Below are 17270 nucleotides of genomic sequence, written 5' to 3'. Positions count from 1 at the left end.
CTCCCATTCCCTTGCCCTTTCCCTGTCCTTGCCCTGTGCTTGTGCGTGGTGGTGCGTGCTCGCTGTGCGTACTCGCGCGGGTGTCCGCCGGTCAGCCGGTGATGGCGACGGGGGCGTCCCACCAGTCGCGGTCGACGGTGAGGGTGTAGCCGCCGCGGGTCTCCTTGCTGTTCACCTTGTACTGGTGGGCGCGGCTGTGGTTCGTGAACTGGGTGGCGCCCCAGGGCCAGTCGGAGGTGACGGTCTCCTTGCCGTCCCACAGGGCGTACCAGAGGTTGCCCGGCAGGTCGGTCTTGTTGCTCGCGGTGGCGACGGCCTTGGCGCTGGAGCTGGTGAAGCCGTAGTAGCCGGCGCGGTAGGTCTTGGCGCGCAGCTCCTTGTCGAAGGAGCGGACGTAGGCCAGCACGGCGTCGTTGCACGCCTTGTTCGCCGTGTCGTACGGCTCCATGTCGAGGTAGAGCGCGCTGCCGGTCTTCATGCCGAGCGCGGCGGCCTTGGCCACGGCGTCCTTGGCGTCGGCGGTGCCGAGGGAGACGGCGGTGGCGGCGGTGAGCTTCTCCGGGTTGGAGCCGGTCTGGCACGGCGGCTGGGCGCCGACGTAGATCGGGATGAGCTTCCAGCCCTGCGCGCTGACCGACTTCACCCAGGAGGCGGTGAGGTTGGGCTGGTTGCAGCCGCGGTTCTTGCCGCCGACGTAGACGGCCGCCGCTCCGTAGTACTTGTCGGCGCGCCAGGCCTTCATGGCATTGAGCGAGGGCGCGGTGCAGGTGTCGAAGGCGCGGCCCGTGTACGTCTTCTGGGCGGGCCAGGTGGTCGCGGCCATCGAGGTCTGCGCCGCGAACCCCGCGCCCGCGAGGACTGCGGCCCCGGCCGCCCCCCATGTGATGTATCTGCGCTTCTTCGACTGCCGGTGCTCGGCCATCCCCACCCTGTCTGTTGTCGGCGCGCACGCGCGTATGCATGCGTGTCGGAGCGGCGTACGCGTACGACGGTCCGACGGCGTACATCCGCTGGAAAACGTTCTGGCCCCCCCTGCTGCCGCGTGCGGGTCCGTCTGCGACGATCTCCGGGCACGCGGGGCGGATCGCACCGTAACCGACCGGAATCCCGGGAATGGGAAACGGAGCCCCTGCCTCGCCACATGATTCCCCCAAGCAACGGCAAAAACAACGGTGTCGGGGGTGACGGACGGGGCCGCGCCTCCGGCGACGACGCGACGGACGTCTCTCCCTGAAGGAGTCGGGGGCGTCGGAGTCGTCGCGGGCGTCGAAGTCCGATGCGGATGCGGCTTCCTGACGTCTCTTCGCCGAGCCGCCCACGTGCGTCGCCCTGTGCCTTAACCTTGCCCCCTGCACTGCCTTGGGGGGTAGAGATGGAAAAGCGGCTGGAGGCCGGCTGGTTCCAGCGGGTCGCCTGGTCGGTCCTGGCGTGTGGGTCGCTGGGCCTGCTGATCTGGGTGCCGTTCCTGTACGTGGCGTTCCGCCGGGGACGGGTCTCCGACTGGGGCGCGTTCGCGGCTTTCGCGCTGTACGAAATCGTGACCCTGCCGTGGGCGATCATCACCTCCAGCGGCCCGGGCGACCCCATCCTGGGCGCCGTGGCGGTGCTGTGCCTGCTGACGGCGACGGGTCTGCTGCTCTTCGCGCTCTTCGACCCACACCGTCCGGCATCCCTGGCATACGGCACCCCGCAGCCCGCACCCGGCCCGCCGTACGGGTCTCCGTACGGATCTCCGTACGGACGGTAGAAGCGAAGGGCAGCACCGGCCGGCCGTACAGGGTGACCGATCGACCGGGCTCGGTCCGCAGCAGCGGCCCGGACGGCGGCCTCGTAAGAGAACCGGCAAGGGCGGCCCGTGGTGCGGGCAGCCCCAGCCGGTCGCTCGCCGAATAGACGAGCCCCCCTGATCAACCGCCGAGGAACTCCGAGATCCTTGCTTCCTGAAAGGCAATCGCGCGACCCCGGTCGTCATGCCGGTCGGGGTCTGGAGGACGTCGCTGTCAGCCGCCGCACTGCTTCAGCATCATCTGCTTGTCCGCCGTCGTCACCGGCAGCTTGTACTTCAGCGAGACCTGGGCGAAGCGCACGCTGTACGCGCACCGGATGTCCTTGCTCGGCGGCAGCCAGGTCGCCGGGCCCGAGTCGCTCTTGGCGCCGTTGGCGGGGCCGTCCACGGGGATCAGGTTGAGCGGGTCGTTGGCGATCTGCTCGCGCTTCTCCTTGGTCCAGTGCGCGGCGCCCATCTGCCAGTCGTAGGACAGCGGCATCACATGGTCGATCTGGACGGTCGTCGCGTGCGCCTTGGTCCACTGGATGGTGCGGCCCGTGTACGGGTCGGCCAGCGTCATCGAGGTGACCACGCAGTCGGAGCCCTTGCGGAAGGCGACCTTCTGGCCGTCGCGCTTGAGCAGGTCGTTGCGGGTGTCGCAGCCGTTGTGCGCGTACGGCACGCCGTCGACGCTGTCCATCCACGCGTAGCCGAACTCGTCCCGGTCGTAGCCCGTCTTCGGGCCGCGCCCCTTCGTCGTGACGGTGGCGATGATCTTGCGGGCCGCGGCCCGGTCGGCGTCGCTGGTCAGCGGGGCCAGGCCCGGCTTGGTGCCGTCCGGGTTCTTCAGCGGGCTGACGGCGTGCCCGTCCGAGGCCGGCGCCCGGCCGCTCGCCGCGCCGCCCTTGGCGCCGTCGGCGCCGTCGGCCTTGTCCACCCCGCCCTTGCAGCCGGCGACCAGGGCCACCGCGGCGCACACCGCGAGCCCGGTGCGTGCGAGGGGGCGCCGCATCCCGCGACGCCCCGCATGTTCCTCGCGACCATGACACACCTGTGCGCCCATGAACCCTCCCTCGCCTCTTCGGCCCCGCCCCTGGTGCGCGCGGGCCTGTCTTACCTGTGCCCACCGTAACCAGGCGCAAGTACGCCCCACTTGGGGCGCGAAGAGGCAAAAGGAGCGGATGGGGTGTATTCGGCCGGTGTCGCGTACCACACCCCCGGGGTGCGGGCGGGCCGCCGCCCGCACCCCGTCGCCGCGCTACGAGCCCAGCACCGACGCCAGGAACTCGCCGACCCAGCCCAGCAGTTCGCGGCCGACCAGCGGCTTGCCGCCGACCCTCGCCGTCTTCGGGCGGGGCACGAGGATCTGGTGGGCGGCCGGCTTGACGACCGTGCCCGGGTACAGGCGCTTGAGGCGCAGCTCCTGCGACTCGCGCAACTCCACCGGCGCGAAACGGATGTTGTTGCCCTGCAGGACGATCTCGCCGACCCCGCACGCCCGGGCCAGCATCCGCAGCCCGGCCACCAGCAGCAGGTTCTCCACCGGCTCGGGCAACTTGCCGTAGCGGTCGGTGAGTTCCTCGCGGACCGCCTTGACGTCGTCCTCGGAGTTGGCGGCCGCGATGGACCGGTAGGCCTGGAGGCGCAGCCGTTCGCCGGGCGCGTAGTCGTGCGGGACGTGCGCGTCGACGGGCAGCTCGATCTTGACCTCCAGCGGCGGCTCCTCCTCCACGCCGCCCGACTCCAGCTGCCGCCGGTAGTCGGCGACGGCCTCGCCGACCATCCGGACGTACAGGTCGAAGCCGACGCCCGCGATGTGCCCGGACTGCTCGCCGCCGAGCAGGTTGCCCGCGCCGCGGATCTCCAGGTCCTTCATCGCCACGTACATGCCCGCGCCCATCTCGGTGTGCTGGGCGATGGTGGCCAGGCGCTCGTGGGCGGTCTCGGTGAGCGGCTTCTCCGGCGGGTAGAGGAAGTAGGCGTAGCCGCGCTCGCGGCCCCGGCCGACCCGGCCGCGCAGCTGGTGCAGCTGGGAGAGGCCGAAGTTGTCGCCGCGCTCCACGATGAGGGTGTTGGCGTTGGAGATGTCGATGCCGGACTCCACGATCGTGGTCGACACCAGCACGTCGAACTTCTTCTCCCAGAAGTCCACCACCACCTGCTCCAGGGCCTGTTCGGACATCTGGCCGTGGGCGGTGGCGATCCGCGCCTCGGGCACGATCTCGCGCAGCCGGGCGGCGGCCCGGTCGATGGACTCCACCCGGTTGTGGATGTAGAAGACCTGGCCCTCGCGCAGCAGTTCGCGGCGGACGGCCGCGCCGATCTGCTTCTCCTCGTACGGCCCGACGAAGGTGAGCACCGGGTGGCGCTCCTCGGGCGGGGTGGTGATCGTGGACATCTCGCGGATGCCGGTGACCGCCATCTCCAGGGTTCTGGGGATCGGGGTGGCGGACATGGTGAGCACGTCCACGTTGGCGCGCAGCTTCTTCAGCTGCTCCTTGTGCTCGACGCCGAAGCGCTGCTCCTCGTCCACGATGACCAGGCCCAGGTCCTTGAACTTGGTCTCGGAGGAGAACAGGCGGTGGGTGCCGATCACGACGTCCACCAAGCCCTCGCGCAGGCCCTCCAGGACGGCCTTGGCCTCGGTGTCGGTCTGGAAGCGGGAGAGCGCCCTCACGTTCACCGGGAACTGCGCGTAGCGCTCGGAGAAGGTGCCGAAGTGCTGCTGCACCAGCAGCGTGGTGGGGACGAGGACGGCGACCTGCTTGCCGTCCTGGACGGCCTTGAAGGCGGCGCGCACCGCGATCTCGGTCTTGCCGTAGCCGACGTCGCCGCAGATCAGCCGGTCCATCGGGACCGACTTCTCCATGTCCTCCTTGACCTCGGCGATGGTGGTGAGCTGGTCGGGCGTCTCCGCGTACGGGAAGGCGTCCTCCAGCTCGCGCTGCCAGGGGGTGTCGGCGCCGAAGGCGTGGCCGGGGGCGGCCATCCGGGCCGAGTACAGCTTGATGAGGTCGGCGGCGATCTCCTTGACCGCCTTCTTGGCGCGCGCCTTGGTCTTGGTCCAGTCGGCGCCGCCGAGCCGGTGCAGGGTGGGCGCCTCGCCGCCGACGTACTTGGTGATCTGCTCCAGCTGGTCGGTGGGGATGTAGAGGCGGTCGCCGGGCTGGCCGCGCTTGGCGGGGGCGTACTCCACGACGAGGTACTCGCGGGTGGCGCCCTGCACGGTGCGCTGGACCATCTCGATGTAGCGGCCCACGCCGTGCTGCTCGTGGACGATGTAATCGCCCGCCTCCAGGGTGAGCGGGTCGATGGTCTTGCGGCGGCGGGCCGGCATCCGGGCGCCGTCGCGGCTCGCGGTGCGCTGGCCGGACAGGTCGGTCTCGGTGAGCACGGCCAGCTTCAGGGCGGGGTCGACGAAGCCGGTGTCGATGCAGCCGCACGCCACGTGCACCACCGACGGGGACAGCTCGCCGAGGTCGCCGGTGCGGCCGTCGGTGACGGCGAGGCGGGCGGCGATGCCCTCCGCGCCGAGCACCTCGACCGTGCGGGCGGCCGGGCCGTGGCCCTCGGTGACGTAGACGGTGCGCCAGCCGTCGGCGAGCCAGCCCTTGGTGTCGGCGAGCGCCTTGGCGGTGTCGCCCCGGTAGGTGTCGGGGGCGTGCATGCCGAGCTTGAGGGTGTCGCCGTCAAAGGCGCTCTCCTCGGCGGCGAAGGGCGAGACCGACCACCACATCATGTCCAGCTCGCGCGCCCGCTCGCGCACGTCGGCGATGGACCACAGGGAGGCGGCGTCCACGTCGATGGGCGCCTCGCCGCCGCCGGCGGTCGCGGCCCAGGACGCCTGGAGGAACTCCTGGGAGGTGGCGACCAGGTCGGCGGCGCGGGTGCGCACCCGCTCGGGGTCGCAGACGACGGCCATCGCGCCCTTGGGCAGCACGTCGAGCAGCAGTTCCATGTCGTCCACCAGGACGGGCGCCAGGGACTCCATGCCCTCCACGGCGATGCCCTCGGCGATCTTGCCGAGCAGTTCGCCCAGCTCCGGGTGCTCTTCCGCCAGGGCGCGGGCCCGCTCGCGCACCTCGTCGGTGAGCAGCAGCTCACGGCAGGGCGGCGCCCACAGGCCGTGCTCGGCGACCTCCAGGGAGCGCTGGTCGGCGACCTTGAAGTAGCGGATCTCCTCGACGTCGTCGCCCCAGAACTCGACGCGCAGGGGGTGTTCCTCGGTGGGCGGGAACACGTCGAGGATGCCGCCGCGCACGGCGAACTCGCCGCGCTTCTCCACCAGCTCCACGCGCGCGTACGCGGCGGCGGCCAGGGCCTCCACCACCTGGTTCAGGTCGGCGCTCTGCCCGGTGCGCAGGGCCACCGGCTCCAGGTCGCCGAGGCCCTTGACCTGCGGCTGGAGCACGGAGCGCACGGGGGAGACGACGACGGAGACGGGGCCGGTCTCCGGGTCGTCGGCGCGCGGGTGCGCCAGGCGGCGCAGCACGGCGAGGCGGCGGCCGACGGTGTCGCTGCGCGGGCTGAGCCGTTCGTGCGGCAGGGTCTCCCAGGAGGGGTACTCCACGACGCCCTCGGCCGGCAGCAGCGAGCGCAGGGCGGCGGCCAGGTCCTCGGCCTCCCGCCCGGTCGCGGTCACCGCGAGCACGGTCCGGCCGGTCTCGCGGGCCAGGGCGGCGATGGCGAAGGGGCGGGCAGCGGGCGGCCCCACCACGTCGACGTGCATGCGGTTGCCGTCGGCCGCGGCGGCGATCGCTTCCGCGAGGGCGGCATCCTTGACGACGGCGTCGAGCAGACCGTGCAGGCTCATGGCGGGGGCTTCCGTCCGGGGTGACAGGGTGATGTGGACAACGCGAAGAGCCCGACTCGTGCGACGGGCCGGGGCTCCTTCAGCGTACGACGCCGGGGACGGGGCCGACGGGCGGCTGTGGACGCGCGCCGGGACGGCGCCTGGCCGACCGCTGGTACGGCGGTACGCGCGGGGCGCGGGGGCGCGGGGGCGCGGGCGGCGGGCGTACGGCGGCGGGGACGCGCCGCCCCGCCGGACGGGACCGGCGGTCGTACCCGTCACTTCACTCGGCGCCGAAGTCGGACCAGCCGTGGCGCAGGCGCGCGAAGACCGCCCTGAGGTCGTCCGGGGAGTAGTCGCCGTACGTGGCGAGGAAGTCGGCGTCGAGCACGAAGCGGGCGAGGGTCCTGGCCACCAGGTCGTTCTCCGGGACCCCGGCCTCGCGCGCCAGGGTGGCGGCGAGACTGGCCTCCCAGTGGCGCCGCGCCCGGCCGGCGTACTCCAGCAGCTCCGGGGTGGACCTGACGAGTTCGACGAAATCCCGGCCGGAGGGCCCGTCCGCCGCCGGGGGCGGGGCGTCGGGCACCAGGTGCGCCTCCAGCGCGTCGAGCATCGAGACGCCGGGCCCGCGGTCGCGGACCGCGGCCGTCAGCGCGCGCTCGTACTCGTCCTCGGCGTCGAAGACCAGCGCCTCCTTGCAGGGGAAGTACGCGAACAGCGTGCTCACGGCGACGTCCGCGGCCTCGGCGATCTCCGCCACGGTCACGTTCTCGAACCCGCGCTCACGGAACAGGGCGAACGCCGTGTCCGCCAGGCGCTTGCGCGTCTGGGCCTTCTTCCGCTCTCGCAGTCCCGGCAACTCGGGCGCCCTTCGCCGTAGGTGATGTTCCGCTTCGTCCGCTGGGGAGCGTACCGGGCCGGACACGGCGACCGGCCGCCTCGCCGTTGACGCCGGCCCAAAACTCGTATTGACTCTGAATTCGTAGTCACTACGAATTTTGGGGGCGCTCATGCGACCGACACCCGTGCGCGTGCGACCGACACCCGTGCGCCGATGGCTGGCCCTCGGCGCACTCTCCCTGGCGATGCTGACCGTCGGGCTGGACATGACGGTGCTCAACATCGCCCTGCCGACGCTCGCCCGGGACCTGCACGCCGGCACGTCGGCCCTCCAGTGGTTCAGCACCGCCTACACGCTGACGCTGGCGGGCGTGATGCTCCCGGCGGGTGCGCTCGGGGACCGGTTCGGACGGAAGAAGTTCGTGTTCGGCGCCCTCGTCGTGTTCGGCGCGGCCTCGATCTGGTGCGCGTTCGCCTCGTCGTCCGGCGAGCTGATCCTCGCCCGCGTGGTGCTCGGCGTGGCGGCGTCCGTACTGATGTCCCTGTCGATGGGGATGATCCCGGTCCTCTTCCCGGACCCGGCCGAGCGCGGGCGGGCCACCACGGTGTGGATCACGGCCGTCACCCTCGGCATGCCCCTCGGCCCGATCGTCGGCGGCCTCCTGCTCGACCACTTCTGGTGGGGCTCGGTGTTCCTGGTGAACATCCCGACCGTCGTGATCGGCGCGCTCGCGGTGGGCCTGCTGGTGCCCGAGACCCGCAGCCGGACCCGCCGGCCCATCGATCCGGTCAGCGTCCTGCTCTCGGCGGCCGGCCTGGTCGGCCTCACCTACGGTCTGATCCGGTTCGGCGACAAGGGCTGGGGCGACGGCACGGCGTGGGCGACCTTCGCGGCGGGACTCGTCCTGATCGTGGGCTTCGTCGCCTGGGAGCGCACCCGGCAGCACGCCCTCGCGGACCTCGGCCTTTTCGGCGACCGCGGCTTCCGCATGGGAACGTTCTTCCAGCTGATCAACGCCTTCGCGATGTTCGGCCTGTTCTTCACCATCCCGCTGTACTTCCAGTCGGTGCTCGGCGTCGACTCGCTCGGCAGCGGTCTGCGCATGCTCCCGATGATCGGCGGCCTGCTGGTGGCCTCGAACTTCCTGGAGGGCCTGCGCGACAGGATCGGCCTGAAGCCGACCTTGATGATCGGCTTCGGGGTGCTCGCCGTCGGCATGGGTCTCGGCGCGCTGACCGGCGTCGACACCTCCTACGGGTACGTCGCCGCGTGGATGGTCGTCGTCGGCCTCGGGATCGGCCTGGTACTGCCCACCTCCATGGCCCTGGCCGTGGGCGCGCTCACCCCGGAGCGGGCGGGCGCCGGTTCGGCCCTGCTGTCGGCCCTGCGGCAGGCGGCCGGCACCACCGGCGTGGCCGTGCTCGGCACCGTGCTCTCCACCCGGTACCACTCCGAGCTGGGCTCGCTGAACCACGAGCCGGTCTCCGACGGTGTCGGCTCCGGCGTCGCCTACGCCGACGCGATCGGTGACACCTTAGTGCTCCATCACGTCCAGTCGGCCTTCGTGAGCGGCATGGACCTGCTCATGGTCGTCTGCGCCGCCATCGCCGTCGTCGGCCTGCTGCTCTCGGCGGCCGCCACGAAGGGCCGGGCCACCGAATCCGAGGCGCCGGCGCCGGCATCGGAGTCCGCCCCGGTCGCGTAGCACCGCCGCGGCCGGCCCGGGGCCGGGACGTCGCCGTGACGTCCCGGCCCCGGGCCGGGCCTCCCCCGCCGGGACCCCGTGCGCACCCCCGTGGCGCACGGCGTCCCGGCGGTCCGCTACTCCGTGGCGATCGCGTTCAGGACGTTCATCCGGCCCGCCCGGAACGCCGGGACCAGGGCGGCGAACAGGCCCACGAAGGCCGAGCCGACGAAGACGCCGATGATGGTGGGCCAGGGGATGTCCAGGACGTGCAGGCCCTCCAGGGCGAGGAGCTTCTGCGCGGTGGCGCCCCAGCCCATGCCGAGACCGAGGCCGAGCAGCGCGCCGAACAGGGCGATCACCACCGACTCCAGGCGGATCATCCGGCGCAGCTGCCGCCGGGAGAGGCCGATGGCCCGCATCAGGCCGATCTCCCGGGTGCGCTCCACCACCGACAGCGCCAGGGTGTTCACCACGCCGAGCACCGCCACGATGATCGCGAGGGCGAGCAGGCCGTAGATCAGGTTGAGCAGCTGCCCGATCTGGTCCTTCAGCGCCTGCTTGTAGTCGCTCTGGTCGCGCACGGTGTACTGCGGGTAGTCGTGCAGCTTCGTCTTGAGCGCCCGGTAGGCGGCGTCCTGCTGCCCGTCCTTGGCGGTGCCGAAGACCAGCACGTCCAGCGGCATCCGGTCGGCGGGCACGTACCGGGCGACGGTGGCGATGGAGGCGTACATCGCGCCCTTGTCCACCACGACGTCGTCGCTGGTGATGGCGCGCACGGTGAGCCGCGCCGTACGGCCGTCCGCGAAGTCGACGGAGACCTTGGAGCCGATCCTCAGCCCGTGGTCCTCGGCGAAGCCCTCGAAGACGGACATCGAGTCGGCGCGGTAGGCGTCGGCGAGATTCCCGGCCACGGTCTTGGTGCGCAGGTCCTCGGCGTACGAGGCGTCGGCGGCGTTGAGCGTCTCCTTGCGGGACACCTTGCCGTCGGGCGTGGTCAGGGCGACGTCGAGCAGCCGGTACTCGGTGACGCGCTCCAGCTGCGGCACCGACTTCACGGCCTGCACGGCCTGCGGGGTGATCAGCTGGCCGCGGTCGGACTGGATGATGAAGTCCGTGCCGACGGTCTTGTCGAGCTGGTCGGTGGCCGAGGCCACCATGGAGGAGCCGACCACCGACAGGCAGGCCACCAGGGCCAGGCCGATCATCAGGGCGGCACCGGTGGCGCCGGTGCGGCGCGGGTTGCGCAGCGCGTTGCGCTCGGCCATCCGGCCGACCGGGCCGAAGACCCGCAGCAGCACCGCGCCCAGCACCCGGACCACTGCGCCGGCCAGCAGCGGGCCGACCACCACGAAGCCGATCAGCGACAGCACCACGCCGAGGCCGAGCCACAGCGAGCCCTCGCTCGCCTCGGAGGCCTGGGCCGCCGCGTACAGCGACGCGCCGCCGGCGCCGGTGAGGAGCAGTCCGAGCGCGGCCCGGACGCGTCCGGCGCGGGCGTCGGCGGGGGCGCCGGCGTCGCGCAGCGCGGCCATCGGCGAGATCCGGCCGGCGCGGCGGGCCGGCAGATAGGCGGCGACCACGGTGACGACGACGCCGAGCGCCAGGCCGAGCACCGGCGTCGTCCAGGCGACGGTCAGGTCGTCGGTGGACAGGTTCATCCCCATGCTGCCCATGAGCTTCATCAGCCCGACGGCGATGCCGACGCCCGCGCCGACGCCGAGGACCGAGCCGGTCACGCCGAGCAGCAGCGCCTCGGCCAGCACCGAGCGGTTGACCTGCTTGCGGGAGGAGCCGATGGCGCGCATCAGGCCGATCTCGCGGGTGCGCTGGGTGACCAGCATGGAGAAGGTGTTGATGATCAGGAAGATGCCGACGAGGAAGGCGATCCCGGCGAAGCCGAGCATCGCGTACTTCATCACGTCCAGGAAGCTGCCGAGTTCCTTGCGGTTGGCGTCGGCGACCTCCTTGGCGGTCTGCACCTTGTAGCCGCCGCCGAGCGCGGCCGTCACCTTCTGCTTGAGCTGCGGGTCGCTGACGCCGGCCGCCGCGGTGACGTTGACGTTCGTGTAGACCCCGGTCCGGCCGACCAGGGTCTGCTGGGCGGTCTTCGTGTCCAGGTAGAAGAGCGCGGCGCCGGGGTTGGTGACGGTGAAGGCGGCGATGCCGGAGACCTTCGCCGGATGGGTGCCGACCGCGCTGATCACGGCGATCCGGTCACCGAGCTTCAGGTGGTGCTTGTCGGCGGTGTCCTCGTCCACCATGACCTGGCCGGGGCCCTTGGGCGCGGCGCCGGAGGTGATCTTCATGGTGCGGGCGTCGCCCGCGCCCCAGCTGGTGACGATGGTGGGGCCGCCGTTGCTCGGCGACAGGCTGTCCTTGGCGGCGTCCACGACGGTCACCGAGGTGGACGACACCGCGCCCTCGGCCGACTTCACCCCGGGCGTGCGGCGCACCGTGTCGAGCACGGAGGCCGGCATGACCGGCGGCTTGCCGTTGCCGGAGGTGGTCTCGCCGGTGTCGGAGGCGCCCTTGGCGCTGACCGTCACATCGGAGGCGGTGGCCGCGAACAGCTTGTCGAACGTGGTGTTCATCGTGTCGGTGAACACCAGGGTCCCGCAGACGAACGCCACCGAGAGCAGCACCGCCACCGCCGACAGCGCCATCCGCCCCTTGTGCGCGAGGAAGTTGCGCAGCGAGGTCTTCAGCACGGTCATGACGTACGCCCCCGCGCGTCGAAGTCCTTCATCCGGTCCAGGACGGCCTCGGCGGTCGGCCGGTGCATCTCGTCCACGATCCGGCCGTCGGCGAGGTAGAGCACGCGGTCGGCGTAGGAGGCGGCGACCGGGTCGTGGGTGACCATCACGATGGTCTGGCCCAGCTCGTCCACCGAGCGGCGCAGGAAGCCGAGGACCTCGGCGCCGGCCCGCGAGTCGAGGTTGCCGGTCGGCTCGTCGCCGAAGATGATCTCGGGCCGGGCGGCCAGCGCCCGGGCCACGGCGACGCGCTGCTGCTGGCCGCCGGAGAGCTGGCCCGGCCGGTGCTTGAGGCGGCCGGCCAGGCCGACGGTCTCCACCACCCGGTCCAGCCACTGCCGGTCCGGCTTCCGGCCGGCGATGTCCATGGGCAGCGTGATGTTCTCGAGCGCGCTCAGCGTCGGCAGCAGGTTGAACGCCTGGAAGATGAAGCCGATCCGGTCCCGGCGCAGTCGCGTGAGCTTCTTGTCCTTCAGTCCGGTTATCTCGGTGTCGGCCAGGTGTATCCGCCCGCTCGTCACGGTGTCGAGCCCGGCCAGGCAGTGCATCAGGGTGGACTTCCCGGACCCGGAGGGGCCCATGATCGCGGTGAACCGGCCGCGGGCGATGTCCACGTCGACGTGGTCGAGGGCGACGACGCGCGTCTCCCCGGCCCCGTACGCCTTCACGACCTGCCGCGCTCGCGCGGCAACGGCCGTAGTCCCTCCAGTACCCCCGTGCCTGGGAATGGTCACAGCCGATGTCACGGTACGTCTCCTATGTCGGTCAGGTGTGAAGCGCGCGGGCTCGCGGCGCGTGCTTGGTGCACGTGCGTGCGTGGTGCGCGGTGCGTGCGGAAGCGGGTGCGGACGCGGATGCGGTGGGACCGCGCCCGGGTGACGGTGCGTCAGGACGGCCCTTTCCGGCCCGTGCCCGTCCTCGGTGCGCCTTCGGCACGTCCTCGGTACGTCCTCGGTACGTCCTCGGTACGTCCTCGGTACGTCCTGGGTGCGCCTTCGGTACGTCGAAGAGTCTGTCCGGTGCGGGCCGTCGGCGCGCTGGTGCCCGGCACCGTCTTCCACGGGGGAAACCCCCACCCCCCTCGGTGCGGCCGGCCACCCCCCAGCGGCGTAAAGCCAGGTTAAGGACGGGGCGTGGGCCTTCTCGTCCTCCGAGGGGACGAAGCCGTCCCCACCCCGTGTACGGAGCAACCCCTAGGGGGTGTCCACCGCCGGGTGGAGGGTCTCTCAGGGTCGTCTCCACCCCCGGACCCGGGGCCCGGCCCACCGGGACCCGGCCGTCGCCGGAGTCACTGCGGCGCCCAGGCCGCCCGTCCGGTCAGGGTCGTGATGCTGTCCTGGACGGTGTCCATCTGGGCGCGCATGTCGTCCCACATCTCGCCGTGCGCGCGCAGGACCCGCTCGGTCTCCCGGGCGGTCCGCTCCGCCTGCCGCCGCGCCTCGGCCAGCACCTCCGCCGCCCGCGCCCGCGCCTGCTCGGGACCGCGCCGCGCCGCCTCCCGCGCGTCGGCGAGCGACTGCTCCGCCTCGCTCAGCGCCGCCTCGACGGCGGCCAGCCGTACGGCCTGCTCCGCCTCCAGCGCGGCCTGCCGGCCGGACAGTTCGCGCTCGGTCGCGATCAGCCGCTCCTCGTGCTCGCGGCTCTGCTCGGTCAGCATCCGGGAGGTGGCGCGGCGCGCCTCGCGCAGCGCCTTCAGCGCCTCGCTGCGGCACTCGCGCACCTCGTGCCGTACCGCGATCCGCACCTCCTCGGCCTCCGCCTGGGCCGCGCGCAGCCGGCGCCGCGCCCACTCCTCGGCCTGCGCGCGCACCGCGTCGGCGTACGCCCGCGCCTCCTGGAGCACGGCCTCGGCGCCCGTGCGCGCCCCCTCCGTCGTGCGCCGCGCCTCCCGCCGGGCCCGGTCCCGTACGGCGTCGGCCTCCTGCCGCCCCAGCTCGTACAGCCGCCGGGCGCCCTGTCCCAGCGACTCGTAGGTCTGCTCGCCGAGCTGGGCGACCGCCTCCCGCAGCGCCTCGGCCTCCGCCTCCATGTGCTTGGCCAGGACCGTCAGCCGGGCGGCGCGCTCCCAGGCCGCGTCCCGGTCCGCGGAGAGCGCGTCCGCGTACGCGTCCACCTGGTCGGGCCGGTAGCCGCGCCCCCGTACGACGACGAAGCCGTGGACCGGGGCCGCTGCCGACGACCCGGACGACGCGGACGACGTCGATGACCTGGAGGCGCTGCTCATCCCGAACCCTCTCCGCCGAATCCGACCAGCCGGACGCATCCCGCGTCCGGGCGGACACATATGGATGCATCACGATGATTGCGCGGACATCTTGATGTATAGGACGGAAATCTTCATAACGCGACACTCCGGACGAGTGACCGGCGGGCGGGCGGCGGGCGGACGCCGGGCACGCGAAAGGGCCGGGCCCGGTCGCACGACCGGGCCCGGCCCTTCGCTCCGTCAGGTGTTCACCCGCTCAGAGCAGTCCGTCCCACATCTGCTCCAGCAGCACCGACCACCAGCTCTCCGGCGAGCCGAGCGCCGCCGGGTCGAGGGCGGCGAGCTGCGCCTGGAAGTCGACGGTCCAGCGGCCCGCCTGCTCCTGGTTCAGGCCGTAGCGCAGCCGCCACATCCGGCCGAGCAGCGCCAGGCAGCGCGCGAACTCCGGCAGCCCGGTGTTGACGAACTGCGGCGGCGCCGACGCGCCGCCCGGCCCCGCCTCCACCGGCACCGCCACGATGTGGGCCGTGCCGTACTGCACGCAGATCGCCTTGCCGAAGTCGCTGCCCATCACCAGGTACGAGCCCGCGTCCGGAGCCGGCTGCACCCCGCGCTCGGCGGCCAGCTCCGCCAGCGTCGGCACCGGCCGGCCCGGCTGCGCCTGCGCCCAGAAGAACGGGCCCATGTCCAGCGGCAGCCCCGCCACCACCAGCGTGTGCGCGACGACCGGCGGCACGCCCTGCCGGGAGACCGCCGCCTGCTCGAACCGGAAGATCCCCGGCCCGAAGGCCGCGGCCAGTTCCTGCGCGATGCCCTCCGGCGGGATCGGCGGCACGGGCTGCACCGGCGGCAGCGGCGCGCGCACCGGCGCCGGCCGCGCCGGGCCGTCCGCCACCTGGTGCAACTCGCCCTGATGCGCCAGGAGTTGCTGCATGCCCTGCTGACGGCTCGCGTGGTCGGCGCCGTACGGCGCGATCGAGGTGATCCGCGCCTGCGGCCACTGCTCGGCGATCATCCGCGCGCAGTACGCGCCCGGCAGCCGGCACGACTCCAGCTCGGTGTGCAGCTCCAGCACCTGGTCCGGCGGCACGTTCATGGCGCGCAGCTCGTGGAAGATCTGCCACTCCGGGTGCGGGGTGCCCGGCGCGGAACGCCGGATCAGCTGCTGCTCGGAGCCGTCCTGCGCGCGGTAGCGCAGCACCGCCTGGTAGCCGGGGCCGACCGTCGGCTGCCCCTGCGGGGGGTAGCCGTACGCCGGCGGCGGCCCGGCGACGGGCGGCGGCATCGCGCCCGGCGCGGGCGGCATGGGCTGCGGCGCACCGGGAGGCGCACCCGGAGGCACGCCGGGTCCGCCCGGCGGGGGCGGGGGCGGTACGCCCGGACCACCGGGACCGCCGGGACCGCCGGAGCCGGCGTGCGGGGGCGGAGGGGGAACGCCCGGACCGCCGGGTCCGCCCGGCGGGGGCGGGGGCGGTACGCCCGGGCCGCCCGGCGGGGGCGGCGGCGGGGGCACGTTCGGGGCGCCGAGAGCGCCCGGAGCCCCGGGGGCGCCTTGCGGCGGACCGGCCAGCATGGTCGCCGCGTGGTGCACGGCGCCCTGTCCGGCGCCGGGCGCGCCGGGGGCGCCCGGTGCGCCGGGAGCCGCCGGGGCGCCCGGGGGCTGCGGCGCGCCGGGCTGGTTCGGGTCGGCCAGCATCGTGGCGGCGTGGTGGACACCGCCCGGAGGCGTGCCGCCGGGCGCGCCCGGGGCCTGCGGACCGCCCGGGGCGGGCGCGCCCTCGGGTCCGTCGGGACCGAGGGAGGAGACGAGCTGGGTGGGGATGTATCCGCCGGCCGCGCCGGGAGCACCGGCCGGGGGCGTCGCCGGGACGCCGGACGGCCGCGCGCCGGGCACGCCCGGAGCGCCGGGCGGCGGAGGCGTGTTCGCACCGCCCCGGCCACGGCGCGGCGGCGGGGCCGCCTTGCTCGTCGCGGCGTCGGCGATGTCACTGGCGTGCGGCGGCAGCGGCCGCCCGCCGGGCGGCGGGGTCGCGGACGCGCCCGGCCCCTGCGGGTAGCCGTACGGCGCACCACCGGGCGGCGGGGTACCGGGACCGCCCGGCGGAGGCGGCGGCACAGGCGTGCCGGGGACGCCGGGCGGCGGGGGCGGAGTGCCGGGGCCGCTCGCGGGCGGCGGGGGCGGCGGAGGCGGGGTTGCCGGGCCGCCGGGGACCGGCGGGGGCGGCGGAGTCGCCGGGGCCGCCGGGGCGCCGGGGCCCTGCGGGGCGCCGTACGACGGACCGCCCGGCGGGGGCGGCGGGACGGTGCCCTGGGGTGCGCCGGGCGCGCCCGGGGGCGTACCCGGAGTGTGCGAAGCGCCCGCCGGGCCCGGCGGGTCGTCGTCGCCCAGCGCCGGCGCCACGGCCGTACGCGGGAGTTGGCTGCCGCCGCTCATCAGCGCCGTCTTGGCGTCCGGCGCTGCGGCGGGCGGCGGGGGCGCGTCCGCCTCGCTCAGCGGCGGCGCGAACACGGTGGCGGGCAGCGGGACGGAACGGTCCTCGCCGGACTCGGCGTTGGTGTCCGTACCGGCCCACGGGGTGGCCCCCGCGGGCGCCTCGAAAGCACCCGGCGCACCCGGCGCACCCGTGGCGGACGCGCCCACCGGCACCCCCGCCTGCGTCTCGGGCAACGAGCCGCCCGTACCCGTACCAGAGCCGGAACCGGCACCCGTACCGGCACCGACACCAGCACCCGAGCCGCCCCCGACCCCAGCACCAGCACCCGAGTCAGCACCCGCCCCGGCACCCGAGTCACCGCGCGTGTCGCCGCCCGAGTCGCGGCCGGCCCCCCTGTTGTCCGGGATGCCCAGCCGGTCCGCCGCCTCCTGCAACCACTCCGGCGGAGTCAGCAGGAACGACGTCTGGTTGAGGTCCACCCGGGCCGCGGGCGCCGGTGCGGCGTCCTCGGCGGTGTCGGGACGGCCGTACTCCTCCTCGTAGCGGCGGATCACCTCGCCCACCGGCAGCGCGGGCCACAGCGTGGCCTCGCCGCTGTCCCGGGCGATGACCAGCCGCTGCGCGCCCCCGTCCGAACGCGGCCCCTCGGCGCGGTCCTCGGCCCACACCACGAACCCGAGTTCGAACTCCCGTACCCGCACCTCGCGGTGCTGGTACGCGGGCACATCACCGTTGATCCACTCCTCGGCGCGCTCCTGCGCCTGCGCGAACGTCACCATCTCTTCAGC

10 protein-coding genes are annotated in these 17270 nt (G+C 73.6%); 2 read left to right on the top strand and 8 right to left on the bottom strand.

Translation table 11 applies throughout. The features are described from left to right. Positions 1-91 precede the first annotated feature (91 nt). Positions 92-922: a glycoside hydrolase domain-containing protein gene (locus K7787_RS24115; RefSeq protein ID WP_223002916.1), complete on the bottom strand. Its 831-nt coding sequence runs from the start codon at positions 920-922 to the stop codon at positions 92-94. Positions 923-1372: 450 nt separating this feature from the next. Here K7787_RS24115 and K7787_RS24110 point away from each other — a divergent pair, with 450 nt between their 5' ends. Then, the gene (locus tag K7787_RS24110; protein ID WP_019984895.1) at positions 1373-1747 is read left to right on the top strand and encodes a hypothetical protein; all 375 of its coding nucleotides are present in this window, start codon (positions 1373-1375) and stop codon (positions 1745-1747) included. A 253-nt stretch (positions 1748-2000) separates the two neighbouring features. Here K7787_RS24110 and K7787_RS24105 read toward each other — a convergent pair whose 3' ends face one another. The 3 genes from K7787_RS24105 to K7787_RS24095 all read right to left on the bottom strand — a co-directional run bounded on the left by K7787_RS24105 (position 2001) and on the right by K7787_RS24095 (position 7419). Beyond that, positions 2001-2780, bottom strand: coding sequence for an HNH endonuclease family protein (locus tag K7787_RS24105; RefSeq protein ID WP_223002915.1), 780 nt, complete (start codon positions 2778-2780; stop codon positions 2001-2003). A 246-nt stretch (positions 2781-3026) separates the two neighbouring features. Next, on the bottom strand, positions 3027-6581 hold the full coding sequence (gene mfd / locus K7787_RS24100; protein WP_223002914.1) for a transcription-repair coupling factor: 3555 nt from the start codon (positions 6579-6581) through the stop codon (positions 3027-3029). A 262-nt stretch (positions 6582-6843) separates the two neighbouring features. Beyond that, the gene (locus tag K7787_RS24095; RefSeq protein WP_009189036.1) at positions 6844-7419 is read right to left on the bottom strand and encodes a TetR family transcriptional regulator; all 576 of its coding nucleotides are present in this window, start codon (positions 7417-7419) and stop codon (positions 6844-6846) included. A 172-nt stretch (positions 7420-7591) separates the two neighbouring features. Here K7787_RS24095 and K7787_RS24090 point away from each other — a divergent pair, with 172 nt between their 5' ends. Then, positions 7592-9106 (top strand): MFS transporter, encoded by a 1515-nt coding sequence (locus tag K7787_RS24090; RefSeq protein ID WP_308036457.1) that lies wholly within the window; start codon positions 7592-7594, stop codon positions 9104-9106. 116 nt (positions 9107-9222) lie between these two features. Here K7787_RS24090 and K7787_RS24085 read toward each other — a convergent pair whose 3' ends face one another. The 4 genes from K7787_RS24085 to K7787_RS24070 form a co-directional block, all read right to left on the bottom strand. Then, a complete protein-coding gene (locus K7787_RS24085; protein WP_223002912.1) occupies positions 9223-11802 on the bottom strand; it encodes an ABC transporter permease in 2580 nt (859 codons plus the stop codon). Continuing rightward, complete coding sequence (locus tag K7787_RS24080) at positions 11799-12587, bottom strand: ABC transporter ATP-binding protein (protein ID WP_169439096.1); 789 nt, start codon at positions 12585-12587, stop codon at positions 11799-11801. Before K7787_RS24080 ends, K7787_RS24085 begins: the two co-directional genes overlap by 4 nt. Positions 12588-13129: 542 nt before the next feature. Continuing rightward, entirely contained in the window at positions 13130-14065 is a 936-nt protein-coding gene (locus K7787_RS24075; RefSeq protein ID WP_223002911.1) for a coiled-coil domain-containing protein, read from the bottom strand. Positions 14066-14303: 238 nt separating this feature from the next. After that, complete coding sequence (locus K7787_RS24070; RefSeq protein WP_223002910.1) at positions 14304-17261, bottom strand: SUKH-4 family immunity protein; 2958 nt, start codon at positions 17259-17261, stop codon at positions 14304-14306. Between the last annotated feature and the right edge of the window lie 9 nt (positions 17262-17270).

It is taken from the genome of Streptomyces sennicomposti (genome assembly GCF_019890635.1).
GTDB classification, from domain to species: Bacteria; Actinomycetota; Actinomycetes; order Streptomycetales; family Streptomycetaceae; genus Streptomyces; species Streptomyces sennicomposti.
The sequence above is the reverse complement of the archived record's forward strand: the minus strand, read 5'-3'. Positions and strand labels throughout refer to the sequence as shown.

Excerpts from the sequence above, each read along its gene's own strand:
- K7787_RS24115 (WP_223002916.1), bottom strand. The coding sequence starts at position 922 with ATGGCCGAGCACCGGCAGTCGAAGAAGCGCAGATACATCACATGGGGG.
- K7787_RS24110 (WP_019984895.1), top strand. The coding sequence starts at position 1,373 with ATGGAAAAGCGGCTGGAGGCCGGCTGGTTCCAGCGGGTCGCCTGGTCG.
- K7787_RS24105 (WP_223002915.1), bottom strand. The coding sequence starts at position 2,780 with ATGCGGCGCCCCCTCGCACGCACCGGGCTCGCGGTGTGCGCCGCGGTG.
- mfd (WP_223002914.1), bottom strand. The coding sequence starts at position 6,581 with ATGAGCCTGCACGGTCTGCTCGACGCCGTCGTCAAGGATGCCGCCCTC.
- K7787_RS24085 (WP_223002912.1), bottom strand. The coding sequence starts at position 11,802 with ATGACCGTGCTGAAGACCTCGCTGCGCAACTTCCTCGCGCACAAGGGG.
- K7787_RS24075 (WP_223002911.1), bottom strand. The coding sequence starts at position 14,065 with ATGAGCAGCGCCTCCAGGTCATCGACGTCGTCCGCGTCGTCCGGGTCG.
- K7787_RS24070 (WP_223002910.1), bottom strand. The coding sequence starts at position 17,261 with ATGGTGACGTTCGCGCAGGCGCAGGAGCGCGCCGAGGAGTGGATCAAC.